17 protein-coding genes and 2 pseudogenes are annotated in these 20,390 nt (G+C 45.7%); 8 read left to right on the top strand and 11 right to left on the bottom strand.

Annotated elements, in window-relative coordinates:
- The first annotated feature begins 291 nt into the window (after positions 1-291).
- From JGK39_RS31445 to speD, 6 genes are all read left to right on the top strand, one after another.
- Complete coding sequence (locus tag JGK39_RS31445; protein WP_293250875.1) at positions 292-771, top strand: BON domain-containing protein; 480 nt, start codon at positions 292-294, stop codon at positions 769-771.
- Between the two features lie 417 nt (positions 772-1,188).
- On the top strand, positions 1,189-2,397 hold the full coding sequence (locus JGK39_RS31440; RefSeq protein ID WP_293250878.1) for a general stress protein: 1,209 nt from the start codon (positions 1,189-1,191) through the stop codon (positions 2,395-2,397).
- An 839-nt stretch (positions 2,398-3,236) separates the two neighbouring features.
- Positions 3,237-3,419: a hypothetical protein gene (locus tag JGK39_RS31435; protein WP_293250881.1), complete on the top strand. Its 183-nt coding sequence runs from the start codon at positions 3,237-3,239 to the stop codon at positions 3,417-3,419.
- A 492-nt stretch (positions 3,420-3,911) separates the two neighbouring features.
- Complete coding sequence (locus JGK39_RS31430; protein WP_293250884.1) at positions 3,912-4,973, top strand: pentapeptide repeat-containing protein; 1,062 nt, start codon at positions 3,912-3,914, stop codon at positions 4,971-4,973.
- Positions 4,948-5,109 (top strand): hypothetical protein, encoded by a 162-nt coding sequence (locus JGK39_RS31425; protein ID WP_293250887.1) that lies wholly within the window; start codon positions 4,948-4,950, stop codon positions 5,107-5,109. Before JGK39_RS31430 ends, JGK39_RS31425 begins: the two co-directional genes overlap by 26 nt.
- 79 nt (positions 5,110-5,188) lie before the next feature.
- Positions 5,189-5,611, top strand: coding sequence for an adenosylmethionine decarboxylase (gene speD, locus JGK39_RS31420; protein ID WP_293176472.1), 423 nt, complete (start codon positions 5,189-5,191; stop codon positions 5,609-5,611).
- Between the two features lie 84 nt (positions 5,612-5,695).
- Here the strand turns inward: speD and JGK39_RS31415 are convergent, their stop codons facing one another.
- On the bottom strand, positions 5,696-6,289 hold the full coding sequence (locus JGK39_RS31415; protein WP_293250890.1) for a hypothetical protein: 594 nt from the start codon (positions 6,287-6,289) through the stop codon (positions 5,696-5,698).
- A 145-nt stretch (positions 6,290-6,434) separates the two neighbouring features.
- Here JGK39_RS31415 and queF point away from each other — a divergent pair, with 145 nt between their 5' ends.
- Positions 6,435-6,854, top strand: a complete 420-nt coding sequence (gene queF / locus JGK39_RS31410) for a preQ(1) synthase (protein ID WP_293250893.1) — start codon at positions 6,435-6,437, stop codon at positions 6,852-6,854.
- A gap of 85 nt (positions 6,855-6,939) precedes the next feature.
- On the opposite strand, the gene JGK39_RS31405 is transcribed toward queF, so the two are convergent.
- From JGK39_RS31405 to JGK39_RS31370, 8 genes are all read right to left on the bottom strand, one after another.
- The gene (locus JGK39_RS31405) at positions 6,940-7,383 is read right to left on the bottom strand and encodes a retroviral-like aspartic protease family protein (protein WP_293250896.1); all 444 of its coding nucleotides are present in this window, start codon (positions 7,381-7,383) and stop codon (positions 6,940-6,942) included.
- A 30-nt stretch (positions 7,384-7,413) separates the two neighbouring features.
- Complete coding sequence (locus JGK39_RS31400) at positions 7,414-7,632, bottom strand: DUF2283 domain-containing protein (protein ID WP_293250899.1); 219 nt, start codon at positions 7,630-7,632, stop codon at positions 7,414-7,416.
- Positions 7,633-8,132: 500 nt separating this feature from the next.
- On the bottom strand, positions 8,133-9,545 hold the full coding sequence (locus tag JGK39_RS31395; protein ID WP_293250902.1) for a cytochrome c biogenesis protein: 1,413 nt from the start codon (positions 9,543-9,545) through the stop codon (positions 8,133-8,135).
- 195 nt (positions 9,546-9,740) lie between these two features.
- Entirely contained in the window at positions 9,741-10,472 is a 732-nt protein-coding gene (locus tag JGK39_RS31390) for a cytochrome c biogenesis protein CcdA (protein WP_293250905.1), read from the bottom strand.
- Between the two features lie 518 nt (positions 10,473-10,990).
- Positions 10,991-11,896 carry an MvdC/MvdD family ATP grasp protein gene (locus JGK39_RS31385; protein WP_293298707.1) on the bottom strand — a complete coding sequence of 302 codons (906 nt, stop codon included), beginning with the start codon at positions 11,894-11,896 and terminating at the stop codon, positions 10,991-10,993.
- A gap of 319 nt (positions 11,897-12,215) precedes the next feature.
- On the bottom strand, positions 12,216-12,521 hold the full coding sequence (locus JGK39_RS31380; RefSeq protein WP_293250911.1) for a hypothetical protein: 306 nt from the start codon (positions 12,519-12,521) through the stop codon (positions 12,216-12,218).
- A 560-nt stretch (positions 12,522-13,081) separates the two neighbouring features.
- Positions 13,082-13,375, bottom strand: coding sequence for an ATP-dependent Clp protease adapter ClpS (gene clpS / locus JGK39_RS31375; protein WP_293250914.1), 294 nt, complete (start codon positions 13,373-13,375; stop codon positions 13,082-13,084).
- Between the two features lie 224 nt (positions 13,376-13,599).
- Positions 13,600-13,725: a hypothetical protein gene (locus JGK39_RS31370; RefSeq protein WP_293250917.1), complete on the bottom strand. Its 126-nt coding sequence runs from the start codon at positions 13,723-13,725 to the stop codon at positions 13,600-13,602.
- 133 nt (positions 13,726-13,858) lie between these two features.
- Between JGK39_RS31370 and JGK39_RS31365 the strand changes: the two are divergent.
- Positions 13,859-14,949, top strand: a pseudogene (locus JGK39_RS31365) (transposase).
- A gap of 66 nt (positions 14,950-15,015) precedes the next feature.
- Here JGK39_RS31365 and JGK39_RS33795 read toward each other — a convergent pair.
- Together JGK39_RS33795 and JGK39_RS33790 are read right to left on the bottom strand one after the other, a co-directional pair.
- A complete protein-coding gene (locus JGK39_RS33795; RefSeq protein WP_366516024.1) occupies positions 15,016-17,715 on the bottom strand; it encodes an amino acid adenylation domain-containing protein in 2,700 nt (899 codons plus the stop codon).
- Between the two features lie 60 nt (positions 17,716-17,775).
- Positions 17,776-19,421 (bottom strand): annotated as a pseudogene (locus tag JGK39_RS33790) (glycosyltransferase); the annotation flags it as partial.
- Positions 19,422-20,390 lie beyond the last annotated feature (969 nt).

The raw sequence follows: 20,390 nt of genomic DNA, 5'->3' as shown, positions 1-20,390 counted from the left end.
TCAAGCCTATGGATTTGTTAATTTCGACAATTTTCGAGATCGACTATTAGCTTGCTTTTCTAATTAGCTTTTCTTATCACCGCAAACCCAGAAGACCCTTTGCTTTTTTGTACTCTATCTAAGGACAGAGGTAAATTTTACACCTGTGGAGCGATGTAGCGGATTCCTCAATTTTATATGTTTGATATAAGGCTTGTTAGATAGAAAGCACCAACTAAAATTTAGTGTTGCTTAATCTACTTCAACGAAGTCTGGCTCATCAAAAGCTTACCCGGAGGGTATTAACATATTATGAACAAACTAACACCAATTATCATCAGCGGCCTCTTATTATTTGGAGCTGCTGCTTGCAGCGAGGGGGCTAAAACTAGCGCTGATGCTCCTAATTCTCCCACAGAAAATGTCAACAGCCCGCCCCCAGCCGAGACAGTTCAAAAAACTCAGTCCGACGCCACTAGCGATATTCGCAGAGCCCAAGCAAATTCTGATATCAGGGCCAGAGAACAGCGCAACAACGTGACGGGCGGCGATACCATCAGAGCCGATGGCGATCTGCAAAGTCAAGTTCGTTCTAAGTTGGAAGTGAACATTACTAAAGGTCAGCTCACTGTGGACGCAAAAGACGGGGCTGTCACCGTAGGTGGCACAGTTCCCAATCAAACTGATTTAGCTAAAATAGAGCCGCTAGCTAAAGAGATTAAGGGTGTAAAAAGCGTGAATGTTACGGCTGTTGTCGCCCCCGCTTCACCCGCCGCATCGCCTAGCAAGTAATAAATTAGAAGGAAGAAGGAAGTTCGGCAACGGATTGTGTAACGGATGTAACGGATTTAAGGAAGAGGAAGTAGCAAAGTTTTGCTGTTTTAAAATTGCCTTGAAAGCGGATTCCAACGCTTATGTAACTCTTCTGAATAGTGGGTTTAAGTTAAAGAGTTTAAGAGGGTTTAAAATTGAGAAACTCAAAAATTAGAACTCAAAACTAGCTTGCTACGTGCAATTGTCCGATTTCCAATTTTCCGATTGCCAATTCCTGAGAATTAGTGGAAAACCGGCCTGAAGAGAGAGATGCAGGTTATTCCCAGCGACCGATGAAAAATGTTGGGAAAAAATGACTAAATGTGATTGATGGCAGCAAGCAGAGCAGAAATTCTGTTGTTGTGTAAAAACAGTATATTTTGAAGGAGAAAAGAAATGGCTTTAGGTCAACACAAACGGGCTGTAGGAGCGTTTTCTAATTACCGCGATACGGAACTAGCCTTGATGGAACTGCAAAGTACCGGCTTTCCGATGAATAAGGTTTCGGTAGTTGGGGAAAATCTCCATGGGAGCTCCATTGCTGGTGCTACAACTGCTAAGAGTACCGACGAGAAAGTGGGCGGCGGCGCGAAAGCTGGCGCGACTGCGGGAGTGGTGACGGGCGGTTTGATCGGGTTGCTGGGCAGCCTTGGGGCGCTGGCGATTCCGGGAGTTGGCCCGGTGATGGCGGGGGGCGCGATCGCCACTCTGCTGGCTGATACTGTAGTCGGAGGCGCGATCGGGGCTGCTGCGGGCGGTTTGGTCGGCGGTTTGGTCGGTTTGGGTGTTCCCGAAGCCAAAGCTAAAGCTTATAGCGATCGCATCTCGCGCGGAGAATATTTGGTCTTCGTCGAAGGAACAGATGCTGAGTTGGCCACCGCCGAAGGAATTATGAGCGTGCGGGGCATTCAGGATTGGGGCATTTATGATGTGCCGGCAGACACCGGCCGCAGATCGATGGCCCGCGACAAGCGCGCTGTGGGCGTGTTTTCCACCCGCCGCGAAACCGAACACGCGCTGGGAGAACTGAGAACAGCGGGTTTCGATATGGATCGGGTTTCGGTCATCGCTAAGGATGCCGACTCTAAAGGGGATATCGCAGGGATTGACGTGCAGGGAAGCGCGGAAAACAAGGCCGATGAAGGGGCGACTAAGGGCGCGCTCACTGGCGGCACGCTGGGCGGTTTGACTGGCTTGTTGGTAGGTCTCGGCGCGCTGGCAATTCCGGGTATCGGGCCGATTATGATGGCTGGAGCTGCGGCTACGACGATCGCCACTACACTCGCCGGTACTGCTTTGGGTGCGGCTGCTGGCAGCTTGATCGGAGCTTTGGTAGGTTTGGGAATTCCTGAAGAGGAAGCTAGAGCATACAACGATCGAGTCGCGAGGGGAGATTACTTGGTGCTGCTTGACGGTAGCGAAGCAGAAGTCGCTAAGGCTGAAGCAGTTATGAGCCGCGGAGGTGTTCAGCATTGGAACACCTACGACTATCCCAGCGTGGATACCGCTCGGGCTGATTACGGCGCTCCGGGCACTCCCGGCGTTGATACTACGGCTGGTATTTACGACCCCAATCAGGGCGTGACCGGCCACCGTCGGGTTTGATACTTCAGACTTTGTTTGGGTATTAGACCTCTCCAAAAAAGCAAGTCTGGAACAGGCATCCTGCCTGTTCCACAATAATTATTGGAGATGTCTATTGTTTCTACGGACGGCAGGGACGATCGCACCAGCGCGCTCGGATTGTTTAGGGCTTAGGCGTTTAGCCGAATGCGGGTAAATTTATCTCAAAAGTCGGCTTTTTCTGTGAAAGCCGGCTTTTGTTTTGTTCGGGAAACTTAAAAAAAGCGACCAGGCAAAAGTTTAATGTTGAGAGTGCGAGCTGGGCTTTGGGTCGGCTGCTCGATCGGCTCTATAAATTTTTACCGACTAAATCCGCAGCGATTTTTGAGTCTGTAACACTCACTACTGCTCGATCGCAAACCCTGGAGTATTATCAAATTCGCATGACTTAAATTGCAGCAGAGATTGCCCCGTTAGTCAAAGAACGACTATCTTTAATTATGGGGCGGCTAATTTCAGCAAATTATATTAGGTGAAGTAGCCAGTCCCGCGCGCCGAGTACAGCCTGCGGTGGTCGGCAACTATTAGAATAATATTGTCGTCGCCTTGGGGCAAGACTTAGGCTGGTCATTGGTTGTCTGTAGCAGCCCAATTGCCTTTGGCAAGACCGGCTAAAGGAATATAGTTTTTCTGGGAATGCCTCAGCGAAGCATTTTTCAAGCCCAGGAACAGCTTTTATGTCCGGGAGCGCGTCTGGTGTCGGGCGTTCTGTTAATTAGAAGCGCAAGCGCTCATGGATCGAGTAAACATTAACAGCAAGCACAGCAGCGCGGGAGTACGGGAACGGCTCGCGGCGCTTTTTTTGGCGAAATCTCAGGCCTGTGGCAGCCTATTGCTGGTTTCGCCTGGGACTCGATCGGCCAGGCGAGCGAAACAGCCTTCCTGTTGGATTCACGCTGCATCGATCGCAGTGGGGGGAGGTGACACTAGCTGAGCTTACCGGGCGGAGGCTTTCATTGGCGATCGAAGAAACAAGGCAAAAAGTAAAAGATATTCGGGGTTGAAGCTTCGATCCCTTATTTCTTTCGGGAACTAATACATTTGCTCCCCTGTACCAGCAATTTTTGGGATCTGAATGCGGCGCGGGTGCCGCCAGCAATAACCCCAAAAATAGGCGATCGACAACTGATCGATTTATCGATATTTTGTAAATGGTTAGTAGTTAATAGTTAGTGATTAGCAGTTAGTATAAATACAACTAACAATTAACAACTAACATCAGCCGCAACTAACTCTTAGCAGCATAAGACTTACAGGCGGAAGCGAGAAACTCGGTTTCTTCATAAATGCCCCCTAGCCAAGCCCTACTTTTACGAAAAACCGGGTGGCTTTTCGTAAGTTCTACGTAAATTATCAGGGTGATGCTAGAAATCAACCAGTTTTGATAATTCTTACTGCGGTAGTATTGGTTTAAAAACTGACTAGGAAACACGAGCCTACCAAATTTCAGACAACATAGAACATCGAGAAATTAAGGAAACTCACTCAATTTTTTTATGAATTTCACTGAGCTTTTAAGTGCCGATGAACTTTTAACTAGACATAGAAACGGGGAACGAGATTTTCGAGGAGCCAACCTCATTGCCGCTCATTTGATTGAATCTAATCTCAGTCGAACTAATTTGAGCAGCACTAATTTGAAAGGCGCCAACTTAATTAGAAGTAAACTAATAGGAGCTAATTTAAACGGCGCCGACTTGAGCGGGGCTAATTTATCTAAGGCGAAATTAATTGAAGCTAACCTCGGCAGTTCTAGTTTAACGGGAACTGTGGCGATCGCAGCCGATTTTAGCGGAGCAAATCTCAGCGGAGCAATATTGTCTCGCGCTGACTTGAGCAAAGCTGTGATGACTGGAGCGAGTTTAGTCGGAGCTTGTTTGCTAAGCGGCTCGAAACTAACTGAGGCTAATTTGAGCGGGGCGACGCTGAGCCGAGCAATTATGAGCGGGGTTGATTTAAGCAGAGCAAATCTAACTAGAGCGATTCTTAGCGAAGTAGATTTGAACGGGGCCAACCTGAGCGGTGCAAATCTAATTCGGGCTTATCTCAATCGCGGAAATCTCAGCGGTGTCAATTTGGTTGGGGCGATTTTGAGCGAAGCAAGTCTGCGGGAGGCTTGTATTTGTGCTGCTAATTTGAGCGGCGCTGACTTGAGCGGTGCTGACTTGAGTAAAGCTAATTTAAATGGTTCTAATTTGAGCGGTGCACACTTGCAAGGGGCTAATTTGAGTAAAGCTAATTTGAATGGTTTGATTCTGCACAATGCTGATTTGAGGGCTGCGAATTTGAACAAAGCTTCTCTCCGGGGAGCTGATTTGAGCGGTGCGAATTTATCAGGTGCTAGCTTGCTGGAAGCTGATTTGCGGGGAGCGAATTTGAGTAACGCCAATTTGTCGGGTGCGGGTTTGCTGCTGAGTTCTTTGACAGGAGCAAATTTGACAGGAACTAATTTGTCTGAGGCTAATTTGATTGGGGCGAGCTTGAATGTTGCTAATTTGAATCAAGCGGCTTTGGGCGGGGCGATTTTGCCGAATGGAGCTACTCACAGCCGCGATTGATTCGATGTCTGGTAGCGGGGCGATTGTCAGTCAGGAGCGATCGCGCCTCAAGTCAAAAGCTTCAGTTACTTTTTTGTGCGCCCAAAAATATAGCGGCGATCGCCCGATTCGCTATATTTTGATTTCTTTTGGGTAATTTACTTGCAAAATTTCTGGAGTCCGTGCTATTGTCAAAAGGTTTGAGACATTGTGAGTTAGAGGTAAAACCCCGCAGAATGAAACAATTGGGAACCCATCTGGTCGCTGATGCTTGGGAGTCTCCTGGAGACCTCCTCAACGATCCTGAACGTATCCGCCGCGCCATACTCGATGCGATCGAAGCCGGAGGAGCTACTCTCATCGATTTGTGCGTACACCAGTTTAGTCCTCACGGAGTGACGGCTACTGCAACTTTGGCAGAGTCTCATATAGCAATCCATACTTGGCCTGAACACGGTTATTTTGCCGCAGACTTATTTTTCTGCGGAGCCGGCGACCCTCACCGAGCCATGAAGGTGCTACAGACAGCTTTGGAAGCTAAACAGGTAAAACTCACTGAGTTCACGCGCGGTTTCGAGCCCGGGGTGGGCATTCTAGGTTCTGCTTGTGAAGAGCAGTATGCACCTCGTTTAGTAGAAACGAGTGCAGCCAGAGGATGATAGCCAATTAGCGTAACTTTGAATATTTTATGCTAAGTTTTCGTTAAAATCCCACGGTTCGAGCCGTGGGATTCTTGTTGAAATTTACTTTCCCTTCAACAAAGGGCGAACAACTAAATAACCTGCACCAAAAGCAGCAATAACAATCAGAAAAATGGCAACGGCCAACCACAATCCACTTAAGTCTGAGGCTGTTTTTGCTTGAGTTCGCACCCGGTAAGGAGTTTCCGGCACAGTAGTAAATAATTTTTCTGGAAGTGTCTCGGGAACCGGGGGGACTTTAGGTTCCGGTAGAGGGAAGGGGAAGGCGACTGTTTGAGGTGGTTGAGGTACGTTAGAAGAGCTAGTCCTCGAGATGGGAGGTGCTGGAGGTTCCGGTTCAACGCTGAAATTGAATTTGACGGAGGGCATTTGAGGCATCCCTGTCTGGGTGACGTTCTGAGCCGAGTTGACTACTTGTTGTAGCTGCTGGGATACTTGAACTACTGTTTCTACTTCTCGCCGCAGTTGTTGATTTTGTTGAACTAATTGCTGGTTGTGGGTTTTGAGGGAGTCGAGCATCGCTTGGGCTGCTTGCAATTGGGTCGTGACTTCTCGATAGAGGGAAATCGGTACTGATGCAGAGTAACTATTTGAGTTTTCAGGAGAAGTATTGTCAGATAAGGTAGTATTTTGCATAATTGTAGATGGCGAGGGTGAACTTTTTTAAGTTTAGCCTGAGAGTATTTGCAATTAGATCGATCGCAACACAATTCATCAAGATAGCTGTTACAGATATTAATAGTAAATTTAATTAAATGTTACAATTTCTGAGTCGATCGCTATGAACAACCACCCAACCGTACAAAGTATGTCGCAAAAGTCAAGCACCGAGGAAATGAAATACGGCGAACGCGAGATTTTAGAGGGGCAGTTAATTACTTTTCCGAACCCGCGAGTCGGGCGGCGCTATACGATTAACATTACCTTGCCGGAGTTTACTTGCAAGTGCCCGTTTTCTGGCTATCCCGATTTTGCCGCGATTCACGTTACTTACGTGCCCGACGAGCGAGTGGTAGAGTTAAAGGCGCTGAAGCTCTACGTTAACAGTTATCGCGATCGCTACATTTCCCACGAAGAATCGATCAATCAAATTTTAGACGATTTTGTCGCAGCTTGCGCGCCGCTGGAAGTGACGGTGAAGGGGGATTTTCTGCCGCGGGGGAACGTGCACACGGTGGTTGAGGTGCGGCATCAGAAGTAGAAGGCTCAGCCTTTAAATGTGCGTTCTGTGGCAGTAGGGGCGGTGCTGGTGAGCATCCGCCTCCTTTCATGATGAATAGGGAATGTTAGAGTGCCAAGTGATAGGTATTTTGACCGCGATGCGGCAAAAAGATTAATTCTTGCTTGATAATATCTGGTTGCAAACCTAAACTTTCCAATGGAATCAAGCCGAGTAAGGGGTCTTCGCCTCCCGGCAATTCCATACAATTAAACTCTCCTTTCCGTTTCCCTACAGTCAGACTCAATCTCTTAAACAAACGTGCTTTTTGGATGCCTGCCGCTGTCTTGACCTCGACTTCTTCATCGAGTGTTAAACCCAATTGCTGGATAATTGGTGCGGGCAAACAGAGGCGAGTTGCACCTGTATCAACTATAACCTTTTCTAAGGTGACAGAACGCACTTCACTATCAGTGATAAATCCTCTTTCTTGCAAAATTTCATCGACTAGGTTGGTGACTGTGATTGTGGCGGTAACTAAACCCATCTTTTCAGTAATTTTGTGTGACATAATTACAACTGATTTTGAGGAGGGACTGCTTTAGCGGGCAGGCATTTCATCGGAGACAGATTCTAATGAGATGAATTGTTTGACATCTAATATTTCGATCAATACCAGTTCTCCGCTGCTAGAATAGTGCAGAATCATGTTTCCTTCATCTTCGGCATAGGCGATCGGGCGTTGGCGAAGCCCTCGAAGAGGATCGAAAATTTCGATCGGCATCGCATCTACATCAGGGCTATATCTAATCTTTTTCATCAGCAAAATTGGGTTTGAAACCCCGTCCTTTTAGGACGACTTTTTTACGGCGGTGAGGATCTCAAATCTTGACCTCTTACTAGGATAAGCAGTAATACCAAATCCGGGTTATTCATCCCCTTTATAATCTGTAGGGTGCGTCGCTCTAAAATCTTTGAATACCAGCGAAAGTTGTTCATGGCGATGCACCCTACATTCTAATCTTTTTCATATTTATGGATTGGTGTAAGGATCGCAAATTAAATAATTTACACATATTTGTGGGATGGGCGTCCCGCCCGTCCCTAAAGAACGGGCGGGACGCCCATCCCACAAGAATAATAAAGATTGTAAGTTATTTAATTCTCATTCCTAAGGTGGGGAGCATCTCTCTCAGTTTTGCAAGAAGCATTTTAAAGAGCGGACTGAAGTCCGCACTACGAACTTTTTTTTGAGCGGGGCAGCACTGTAAATGCAAAACTGAGATGCTTCCCTAAGGTGCGCCGCGGCGCACCCTACGGTTAGCTTTGACTAGCAACAGAAGTCGGGGCGATCGCACTTTTGGCCTCTGCCGTTTTCAATTCTGCCAACTTGTCCAAAATCTCCACAACCTCTCTTTCAAAAATCACCTGAGCGCGATTAGTGCGCCCGCCCACGTATAGCTTGCCATTTTTTTCCAAAGCCCAAATCTGCGAGTGAGACAGATAGCTCATCATCACGCTCAGCATCAGCAACCCAAAGCCAGTATAAACGAGCGGAATTCCTGGATCGGCTTTAATTTGCAATCCCGTGCTGCCAACAACTTCATCAATTGCCAGCATCACTCCGTTAACTTCAACTGCGGTACCTGCGCGAACAGTAGTTAACAATTTGCCATCCGTACCGTAGACTAACATAGTTCCTTGCAAGTCCTTTGCTAGCAGAGAAACTCCCGCACTCAAATCGGGTTTAGTCGGAATCCAAGCCCCCCAAATTCTGCCTTTACCTTGGGTGTCTAACTGAGCCATTGGTAGTTGCAAAACCGGGCTTTTGTTGAGGCGAACTCGCACGGCGGCTAGGCTCCAATCTGCTTGATAAAAGGTGACTCCTCGGTATCTGAGCGGCTCGTTAACGTGAATCGTTTTGCGATCGACCTCTCGGCCTGTTTTGTCCAAAACTGACAGATCCGAGTAAAATTGGTCGATCGCCCCGCTCGGACTATAATCGATCCAGAACCGATTCACGCGCACCGACCAATCCTTCGGTACTTGCGGCCCCGCCCAAGGCCCAGCATCAGTGATATTCTGCACCTGAAAAGTTTCACCGCTAGGAACCATTTCTTGAGCCATAAATCCCGTCATCGAGCCCCACATCGAGCCAGCTAAAATAATTAGCATACTCGCGTGAACAATAATCGGGCCGATTTTACCAATTATGCCCTTGCGAGCATAAACTTTTTCACCTTCTCGAAATATGCGGTAATTTTTTTGCTGCAAAAGTTGCTCCAACGAACTTAAATCAACTCTTTCTAATTCCGCACTGAGAGCTAATTTTTCAAACTGCTTCGGTTCTTCATAAAACTTCCAGCGGCGGGCGGCTTTTAGTGCCGGAAATTGTCGGGTAAAAGTGCAAGCTGTCAAGCTGCTGCCGAACAGAATTAGGATTGACAAAAACCACCAAGTGCGGTAGACGTGATCTAGTCCTGCAATTAGCACAACTTTCCAAGTTAGGAAGCCAAACAAAGCCGGGTGTTCTGGATAGTTGGATTGATAAAATTCTACTGATTGGCCTTGTTCGATGACGGTGCCAGAAATGCTGAAAAATGCGATCGCCAGCAGCAAGATAATTGCCAGCCGCAAATCTGCCAGCACTGGCAAAAGTTCTCGCTTGAAAAACTTTAGAGGCGCAGTCGCCCAGTCTGATAATTTAGATAGAAATACTTCTTTTGATATCATTGGTAATTGGTAATTGGTAATTGGTAATTGGTAATTGGTAATTGGTAATTGGTAATTGGTAATTGGTAATTGGGTAACACACTACCAATCACAATTAATTAATTCTCTGTATCCTTCAATTTTGTATTGTTTTCGGTAATTCTTAAAGGACTGAAGTCCTTACTACGAACCTTACTACGAATCTTACTGCGAATTTTAGGCCGGAAGAATGCGGGAAAGCAGAGAGAACACGCCAAATCCTACTAACAAAACGCCGCTAACAGGCGTAATCCAACTCGACCACCTGCGTAATTCTAACAACTTTTTAATGCTCGCGGTAAAAGTACCTGCTACAATCAGCGGAGCCACGTAGCCCGCAGCGTAAAACAGCAGCAACACACCGCCTAAAACTAGATCTCCAGTTTTGGAAACCCAAGCTAAAAGGGTAGCTAAAACCGGAGTGCTGCACGGAGAAGCTACTAAACCAAAAGTTAAGCCTAATAAGTACGATCGCACGCCTGCGGGCAAATCTTTCGGAACCCAGCCCACAGCATCGAAAGACGGCATTTGTAAAGGTAAAGCTTCGAGTAAATTCAGCCCCATTAAAATCGCAATTATGCTGACAACGATCGGCAAACCCAGACCAATTTTGCCGTAAACTTGACCCGCAAATGATGCGACAATGCCTAAACCCGCGAGGGTTGTCGCCAATCCCAAGGAAAACCAAGCCGATTGGGCGGCGGCTTGCAGGCGGCTTTTTGCTTCGTATCCGCCGATGTAGCCGATCGTGATCGGCAACATCGAAAGCATACAGGGCGTCAAGCTCGTTAGCAACCCTGCCAGAAAAATCACTCCGACACTGACTAAACTCAGGTGTGTCAGTTGGGTGTTTACTAAATTATTAGCAAATTGTGCGAGTTCGTAAAGTTGGGTTTGCAGGGTTTCCATCGGTCGATTTTAGATTTTAGATTTTAGAATTTTAGATTTTTAGATTGACTCTACAGATGAATCTGGGATGTTCAACTAAATATCTAATTTTTTGGGTTCTCCACGACTCCTGTCGCGGGCTTATATCCCTATGCAGGTGAGTTCCGGCGGGCGTGATGTTTTGGCTGTGTTGAAAATTGTAACAGATGCGGGTCGCTTCGGTTGAAGATTTGAGATGTGAGCGCGATCGACTGAGAGTGAGCCCGGGCGATCGCCCGCGTGCGATAATAGACTTCTTGCAAAAATAGCTAGGACGGGTTCGCCAGCCCATCCACAATTGTTTTTCTTGTGGGATGGACAGACGAACCCGTCCGAAAATTTGATTCAAAGGACTTTGGCAATTCCAGCCCCATAACTGCATAAATTCCTTTCCCGAAACTGTTAATTCCGGTGAAATCGGCAACCTACAACCTGCGGTGTAACGCAGCCGGACATACAGAGGCGAGATAATTGGGAAAATAGCGGCGTCTGAACGCCTGTCAATACATTAACAGAGCGAGCAATTCTTGTGTAATAGGAAAACCTGTCTGACGCTCAAAATGTACAAACATCGGACTAGGATTTGCCTCTAAAAATACATACTCGCCCGTTGGCTTAACGCGCCAATCAATCGCAGTCCACTCTAGCATAAATGCCTGGGATATTGCCAAACATTGTTTGCGAACAGCTTCGGGCAAATCTATGGGAATTAGCTCGGCCTCCAAATCTTCCCGAAAGTCCAACGCTGGACTCCTAATTTCGGCAGTATAGACTGATTCACCAATCATATAACTGCGAATGTTTGTCCCAGGAATATACTCTTGAATGGTGACTGGAGAAATACTCAAAGCCATGGTTAACCGATTAATTTCCAAATGCGCCTCTGTCACCAACTTGGTATGAGCGCCACCATAAACAGGCTTGAAAATTACTTTTTGGTGAACTTCGACAAATTTCCTAACTTCCTGTGGATCGTTACTGATTAAAGTTGCAGGAATCGTCACACCTATTTGTTTGGCCCTGCTCAGTTGTAGGGGTTTTTCTTTGTGAAATTGGTATGCCTGCCAGGAATTCACCCAGCGAGTCCCACAAGCTTGCATTAGCGATCGCACTGTACTCATTGAATCATTAAATGCAACCTGCTGTTGGTTGAAATCTTTTAAAGGTGGAACGGAAACACCCGAGAAATTGCGCCAAAATACACTGTGAATATCGTCGAGATTCAAGCGACGACCGGACGGTAGCGTCAAGCATCCTACCTGGGTGTCAGGTCGCCAAGACAGGCGTAACTGTTTGGGAAACAAGCTGGTATCCAAATAATCTACTGCTGCACCGGCTTGGGTGAGAGCATTCTTCATATGAGCAGCATGAGCATCTGAAGCATCACCTAAAATTAAAATGTTCATGGGAAACCTCTGAATTAAAGATGCGGTCAATCGACGAATAAAATTAGTTTGTAGTGAGGACTTTAGTCTTCATCTGAGGACTAAAGTCCTCACTACAAACGTTCTTGGTAATTTATGGGGATGATATTTTTACAATAAACCAGGTTTTTGTGAATTGATAAATATAAAAAGTGGCAGCACTTTTGGGGAGAGTGTTGCAACTTTGTGGATATTCAAAAAACAATCAAATGACCCGAAAACTTGGAAAGTCCCATGACAGAAACGCTCCCAATAGTGCAGGACTTCGGCAAAATCTCTCAAAGTGTCAGCACTAATGAGATTACCAATAAATGGGGCCTCCTCCACATTCAAACCAAGCCTTAGTGTAAGGGCCTCCACCTTCTTCACCGAGAGCCAGCGTGGTCATCGGAGGTTCAGTGGGAATAGGATGAGGAGATTCTCCTCCTTCACTTCCCGGACACGGAGCTGAGATACACACAATCCCGCCACCTTCTTCACCGAGAGCCAGCGTGGTGGCTTTAAGTCCACCGCCAACTTGCGCTGCTTGTTCATCAGTTAGCTGCTCTTCAAAATCCAAATCCATTGCTTCGAGGTCAGCAGCATCTAGATCAAAAGGATGATTCATAACATTCTCCTAAGTGATTGCAAGATTATTCACCTTTTCCAATAATCTAAATCATCAGGATAGAGTCATGTTGCCATTTTGGCAGGTTTCAAATTTAGCTGAGCGGACTCCAATAAGTTCTGGGTTTAAATCAGCCTGTAGATATCTGTATTAAATAAAGTGCGGTCTAAAAAATTTAAATAGATAAATACACTAAACGCCTCAGAAACCCGGTTTCTGCGAGAAATATTGGTGTGGAAGCGCAGTATTTAGGAAGAAACCGGGTTTCTCACCCACGTGTGTAAGTCCTAAAATATCAACAATTTGAGTCGGTAAATCAGCACCAACACCAAGATTCCTTGTCTTAGGCGCAATACGAAGCTAATACCATTTTTCTAAAATCGTGCAATACTCTTCGACCCCCCGGCGCCCCCCCGCTGCCTTGCGGGGGGAACAAGAATACTGTTGGATTCTTTTTTAAAATTGGTATAAGCAATCTCTTTGAGGCTGAGATTGCTTTTATCGCGCGGCTGGCCCAGGAGAGATTTTGGTTAAAATGCGTCCAGGATTGCCAATAGCAGTTAAGTGGACTCTAGGGGAGCCATTGTCAGCCCAGCACGGCTCAATTGCATATGATAAAGTTCTGCTTGCTCTTGCGGGCCAACCCAGACGGTGGCCTGGCCTTCGTGGTGGATTTGGTTGGCAAGTTTCCAGGCATGGTCGCTCGTCATCCCTGGAATGTATTTTGTCAGACATTCCACAACGTGCTGAAATGTGTTGAAATCGTCGTTGAGGACTATTACCCGATAATTTGGATAAGGTTTGCGGGTGACTTGACTCGATCGAACGGGTGCTATGGTTGGTGAAGAGGTCATCGCGCGAACAGCCACTGAAACTACAAAATTCGTAAAACAAGAGTTACCGATCGCACTATAACACAATTTGAGATTTCTTAACCGGGCTCGGCACTTATATCCCCTTCGCGGATATAGGATTTTAGATTTTCCATTTTTCGATTTGAGATTCGGGAATGACTTGCTGGATAAGGGTTTTATGATTTTCGATCGGGATTGGGATCTCTCTCGACAAAGAAACCGGGTTATCCGCAAACACTCCCACTGTTTGAGATTTCCTGTACGATAGCAACTGCATTCGCAATCCCATCTTCAGCTTGGATTTGCGCCGCCAGATTGGCGGCGCGTTGACGCATTGTTCGATCTGTCATAGCATGTTGAATCGCTTTTATCAAGAAATTGGGTTTAAAACCCCGTCCTTATAGGACGGCTTTAATTGTAAACCATTGTTACAAACCAACTATTTTGTGCCGACTAAGCTAGCATAAGGTAGGAGGTAAAGCGATGCTAATTTTTGAGTTCAAAGCTTACGGGAATAAAAGTCAGTTTTGTGCGGTAGACAAAGCGATTCGTACAGCTCAATTTGTCCGCAATAGTTGTTTGCGCTATTGGATGGACAACAAAAAGGTGAACAAGTACGACTTGAATAAATATTGCGCTGTGCTAGCTAAAGAATTCCCGTTTGCCGACGAACTTAATTCTCAAGCCAGACAAGCTAGTGCCGAGAGAGCATGGGCTGCTATTTCCCGATTTTACGACAACTGCAAAAAGGCAATTCCTGGTAAAAAGGGGTATCCACAGTTTCAAAAAGACTGTCGTTCTGTTGAGTATAAAACTAGCGGATGGCAGCTCGCTGAAGATCGGAAATCTATAACCTTTCGTGACAAAAAGGGATTGGGAAACTTAAATTAAAGGGAATACGCGACTTGCACTTCTACCAAATTAGCCAAATCAAACGGGTGAGATTGGTAAAACGAGCTACGGGCGTATACGTTCAGTTCTGTATTGACGTTGATAGAAAGGAGAATACCGAGCCAACAGGGAATACTGTCGGCTTAGATATGGGATTGAAGGAATATTACACCGACTCAAACGCGGTAGTAGTCCAAAACCCACGATTTCTGAGAACAGGCGAAAAAGTTCTCAAACGTTGCGGGCGTCGTGTATCCAGAAAAATCAAAGGTTCAAAAAACAGAGACAAAGCTAGGCAGACTTTAGGCAAGCGCCATCTCAAAAATATGGTGAAAAATCATTGCCTAGCTAAGTCAATTAACGACGCATCTTGGTATCAGTTTCGGATCTGGATTGAATACTTTGGAAAGGTATTTGAGCGAGTAACGGTTGCGGTAAATCCGCAATATACCAGCCAAGAATGCTCCCTTTGCGGTGAAGCTGTCAAGAAAACGCTATCTACAAGAACGCACGTTTGTAAGTGCGGTTGTATTCTTGACAGAGATTTTAATGCAGCTAGAAACATCCTTAGTCGAGGATTGGGTACGGCGGGGCACGTCGGAACCTTTGCATTAAATGCAAGCAACGCTTTGGGAGAATTGACCTCTACTTTGGTTGGAGAAATCCAATCGCAAGCAAGTTAGCTCGTAGATCGAAGAATCCCCGTGCGTTCACGCCGGAGAGTGTCAAAAGTCGTTCAACTCAACAGCCTAAAGTTTTGCTAAGGCTCGATCGATATGCCGTCTCATTTTTTCCGCCAAGAGAGGGACATTGGGAGCGATCGCAAATGATTTGTAAATATCTTGCCCCCTCCCCTTAGTAAGGGGAGGGTTGGGGTGGGGTAAAAAATTTACAAATGATTTATGACTGCTATATATGTCTAATCCTCCAACCAACAGATCCTGCCACGTTTCCAAAGTGCTAAAGTGACTTTCATCCATCGCCCGGAACAAAACCGCCCTGCCTGGGTAAGGCTGGGGCTTGTAACTTTTGAAAGCGTGCTCCCGAAACTCTAATCGAGGATCTACCTTATCATTATTAACATTATTAATGTTAATGTCAGAATTCGATTTAGTCTGCGATTTTAGGATCTTTTGGAACAAATAGGAAAGCCCTTTTTGGCGCAGATTTTTGACATGAAAAGTCAGCTTCTGACTCAATGACAGTTGGTTTTTTCCTGGAATCGCACTATCCAAAAGACCCAGTAAAGCTACCTCCTCACCCTGTAAATGAAGTTGATGTGCCATTTCAAAGGCTACTAAACCACCTAATGACTCACCCGCTAGGAGGTAAGGCCCTTTAGGCTGATGTTTTTGGATTTCTTTGAGATAGCGAGTTGCCAGATCTGCAACACTCACTAAATCCGTTGGTGATTTGTCAAGTTTATCGTTTTGGAACATACTGACTTCCTCGTTGAGATAGACTCCATAACAGGTCTGCTCTTTGCCGAGGTGTCTTGACAAATCATAGTAAAGGAATATGCCGTAAATGAAGAATAAAGGTAGTTTGGAACTGCCTTCCTGAATCGTGACTAAAGCCTGTGCCGAAGACAAGCATCCTTGTGCGCGAAGGGTGTTAGCCAATTGCTGAATCGTTGGCGATTGGAAAAGGATAGCTAAAGATAGCTCTTGCTTGTAGGTTTCCTCTATTTCACGAATTAGCGATATCGCTAATAGGGAATGCCCTCCCAGCTCGAAGAAATTATCTGTCACGCTAATGGGTGAAGTATGCAATACTTTTTCCCAAATCTTGATGAGTTGAACTTCCAAATCATCCTGAGGAGCGGCCAATTCTCTTGGCTTTTCTTGCTTTGCTTGAGTTGTAGTCTTGGACGAATCAACAGGCTTTGGAGTGGCAGGTTCGACTGCTTTTGCTTCGCGAGATTGTTCAGGTACAGGTAGAGCTTTTCGATCGACCTTACCATTAGGTGTTAGGGGTAGAGCTTCCAAGAAAACAAAGATAGACGGCACCATATATTCTGGTACGTACTCCTTGAGCAGGCTTCGCAGTTCTTGGATGGTGGGGTTCTGATTGTTGAGGGCGACAATATAACCCACTAGACGCTTGTCGCCTGGAAAATCTTCCCTGACGATGACCACTGCCTGCTGCACCTTGGGATGTTTGACCAAAACAGACTCGATTTCACCGAGTTCGATCCGAAAACCGCGAATTTTGACTTGAAAATCTAGGCGACCCAAACACTCAATATTTCCATCGGGCAAATAACGCGCTAAGTCCCCTGTCTTGTAGATTCGTTCGGTTTCACGAAAGGGATTAGGAATAAATCTCTCAGTGGTTAAATCGGGACGCTGCAAATAGCCTCGGGCTAATCCTGAACCACCAATGTGTAATTCCCCAGCCACCCCAATGGGAACGGGTTGCAGGAGAGGATCTAAGATGTAGATATCGGTGTTGGCGATCGGCTTACCAATTAAAATTCGCTGTTCGGCATCTTTGACTTGATAAACTGTTGACCAAACTGTTGTTTCCGTCGGCCCGTACATATTCCAAAGTTCCGTACCTTTGGTTAACAATTGGGCAGCCAATTCTTTAGGCATGGCTTCCCCACCGGAGAGCATTTTCATTGGGGACTGACCTTCCCAACCCGATTCCAGCAATAATCGCCAAGTCGCTGGGGTCGCTTGCAGGATCGTAATCCCCAATTGGGCGATCGTCTTTAATAACTTTCTGCCATCCATGGCAGCTTCCCGACTCAGGATGACAACCTGCGCTCCCACAATCAGGGGCAAGAACAGTTCTAACACTGCAATATCAAACGAGAGAGTGGTGACAGACAGCAAAATATCCGCCGCACTGATTCCCGGTTGCTCCTGCATCGAACGTAAAAAATTGACTGCCCCGCGGTGGAGAACTTGTACGCCTTTGGGCTTACCCGTAGAACCAGACGTGTAAATGACGTAGGCCATATTTTCTGGCGTAACACTTGCGATCGGTGTTTCCTGACTCTCTTGGGCAATGAGAGACCAATCCGCATCCAAACAGATGACCAATGCTTCTTTGGCTGCTTTGGTAGGCAGGTTCTTGACCAGTTGCTGTTGTGTTAACAATAGTTTGGCTTCGGAATTCTCGATCGTGTATTCCACGCGATCGTCCGGGTAGTTGGGGTCTATGGGAACATAGGCTCCGCCCGCCTTCAGCACACCTAATAATCCCACCACCATTTCCAGAGAGCGATCGACACAAATGCCAACTAAATCATCGGGTTTTACCCCTTTTTTTTGTAAATAGTGGGCGAGTTGATTGGAGCGTTGATGCAGTTCTTGGTAAGTTAATGTTTGACCTTCAAAGGAAACCGCAATTTTCTCGGGAGTTGCTTCTGCTTGTTGAGCTATTAACTGGTGCAGGCATAGCTCTTGCGACTCATCTATTTGAGTCTGATTCCATTCCACAAGCAACAGATTTTTCTCTTTGTCAGGCAACAGCAGCAATGCAGAAATCGGTTGTTGTGCATCAGCCACAATCCCAGCCAACAAAATCTGGAAATGCTCGTTCATTCGTTCAATGGTTTCTGCATCAAACAAATCCGTGCTGTAAGACCAACTCCCCTCCAATCCTTCGCTGGTTGGTTTTAAGAACAAAGTTAAGTCAAACTTCCCTTCGTTATTTTCAATCACCCAAGGACTTGCTGTTAATTTTGACAGATCGATCGTTTGGAAGGGAATATTTTCCTCAAAGACAAAGGTCACTTGAAACAGAGGAGAATAGCTCAAATCGATCTCGGGACAAAATTGATCGACCAACAAACAATAGGGTACATCTTGATAGGCTTGCGCTAACAAAACGACTTTCCGCACTCGTCCCAGAAACTCTGGGAAAGTGGGATTGCCGGACATATCTGTACGGAGGGGGACGGCATTCACAAAATTTTCTGAATTCACACGGCTCACAAAGGGGGAGCCCACAATCACGTCTTCCGTACCTGTATAGCGAGCAAAATATTAAAGGCGGCTAACAGGGTTGTTGAGAGAGTGACCCCTTCGATCCCGCCCAATAGACCTAAGGCAGTCGTGATTTCCCCAGAAATGCCAAAAGACAGAGAAGCTTCCCGAAAGGATTGCTCTGGGGGGCGCGGTGTGTCAGTGGGTAGGGGTAATAAAGGAGGGGCTCCGGCAAGTTGTTTTTTCCAATAGGCTAAGGAGTCTTGAAGGGGGAGCTTTCGTACCTCTGACATCAGAGTTGCATAGGATGTTTCGTAGATTGCCCGATCGATACATTGCAATTTGCGATCGTAATACAAGATTAATCTCAGAATCCCCAAAGCTGCCACCCATTCTTTAGCTCGTATATATCTCTGGATTTCGTAAGGCAATCGATCGCCAAAAAGCTTAGTCCAGTGTTTTTTTCCTTCTTCATAGGCAACTAGATATTCTTCTTTTTTAGTTTGTTCAACGTAACTCCATTGCTGAGAATGATCTCGAATTGCATGGATCAGAAAGTAGGTCGATTTACTGGATATATTATTGCCAGTGTAGCGATATTGAGAAACGACTTCACCGTGGAAATAGACAGGAAAATTACGGGCAATTCGCAAACATAAATTGTAATCTTCGATCGCTAATACACTTGGATCAAATGCACCGATAGACTCAATGGCGACAGTATCGAGGGCAGCACGGCGAAACATAATACAACCGCATTGAATCCTATGCCGGATAGCTAAAATAGTTTCATAATTAGCAAATTCAGGCTGATTCTCATATTTCTCTTCTACTTTGTAGGAGCCATCAGGTTGAATGGAATAGAAGAAATAACGACCAAAGACAAAGCCCACCTCTGGCAGGGCGTTGATGTGCTTGACTCCAATCTCGATCGCTTCAGGTAACAGGCAATCATCACTATCGAGGAAAAGAATATACTCTCCCGTACTAACCCGCAAACCAGTATTGCGTGCAGCAGCAACACCTTGGTTATTTTGATAGACGTATGTTACTTTCGGGTAGCGATCGCAGACTTCTTTCGTATCATCAGTAGAGCCATCGTCTACTACGATCACCTCAAACGGAGGGTAGCTTTGTTCCAGAATGCTCTCAATTGCTTCCGGTAAAAATTGGGCGCAATTATAAGATGGAATCACTACCGATACATTTTTTGTCATTTTCTAGACTCCCAAAGTTATGTTAAAAGTTTCTGCACCCAATATTTAAAATATATCTCTCCAGACATCTATCTGTCCACACATTTATCTGTCCCCACATCTATCTGTTACAACAACATTGCGATAGAAAGGGGAAACGTGCCGATTTTGCGAGGGCGGGAGGTCTTTACTATCCCTTCCCTCGCACACATGGCTTTATCAATCTGCACAGGTTAAGATATCGTGCAAGGCAGTGGAAATTCCAAAATACCACACTTATTCTTACATCCACTTATTAAGTAAGTAGGCGAGATTAAACTTTATTATGTAACAATATGTAAACAAGGCTAACGAGTGCTGCGATCGTGCATTTTAATACTTTACAATCGTTTACATATTTGCGTTTTACAGCGCCGACCTACTTAGTGGTTTACAATTAATTAATGTTTTTCGCATTCTTAATCCTTGTATAGAAATGGTTACATCGAATTACATCATTACTTTTGCAGGACTAAGCGAACCTATTAAGTTATAGCGGTTCTCACAAAGATTCGCGGACGTTGTTGGGAAGAAGGCCCTCTTGATTTAAGCGTTTATGTAAGCTGTCAGCCATACCTCATCTTTTTGAGAAAGGCTATATACCATTTGTTAAAAATGATGCGACTGTATTTGCAGAGTGTGTCGCTCTCTTTCAATGCCAGGCATTGAATCGACTTTTCGACTGGCGATGCACCTTAGATATCGGGGAAAATCAACAAATCCAACAATTGTTATGTCGCACGATTTCTGAAAGATGGTATTAGGATAATCGGTAATCGATAGTTGGTAATCAGTAGTCGGAAATCAGAAAAAAGCTTTCAGGTTAAAAGCTTAAAAGCCCCTCACCAATTACGGCTCTTCTGGGTTTGCGGTGAAAACTGTATAATATAGGAACTTTACGCTAGAGGCTAAGCTTATGGATTTTCATCTTGACGGATTACTCAATTTGCC

This window comes from Microcoleus sp. PH2017_12_PCY_D_A, assembly GCF_020738565.1.
In the GTDB taxonomy this organism is placed as follows: domain Bacteria; phylum Cyanobacteriota; class Cyanobacteriia; order Cyanobacteriales; family Microcoleaceae; genus Microcoleus.
Note: the sequence above shows the minus strand (reverse complement) of the source record. Positions and strands in the feature narration are given on the sequence as shown.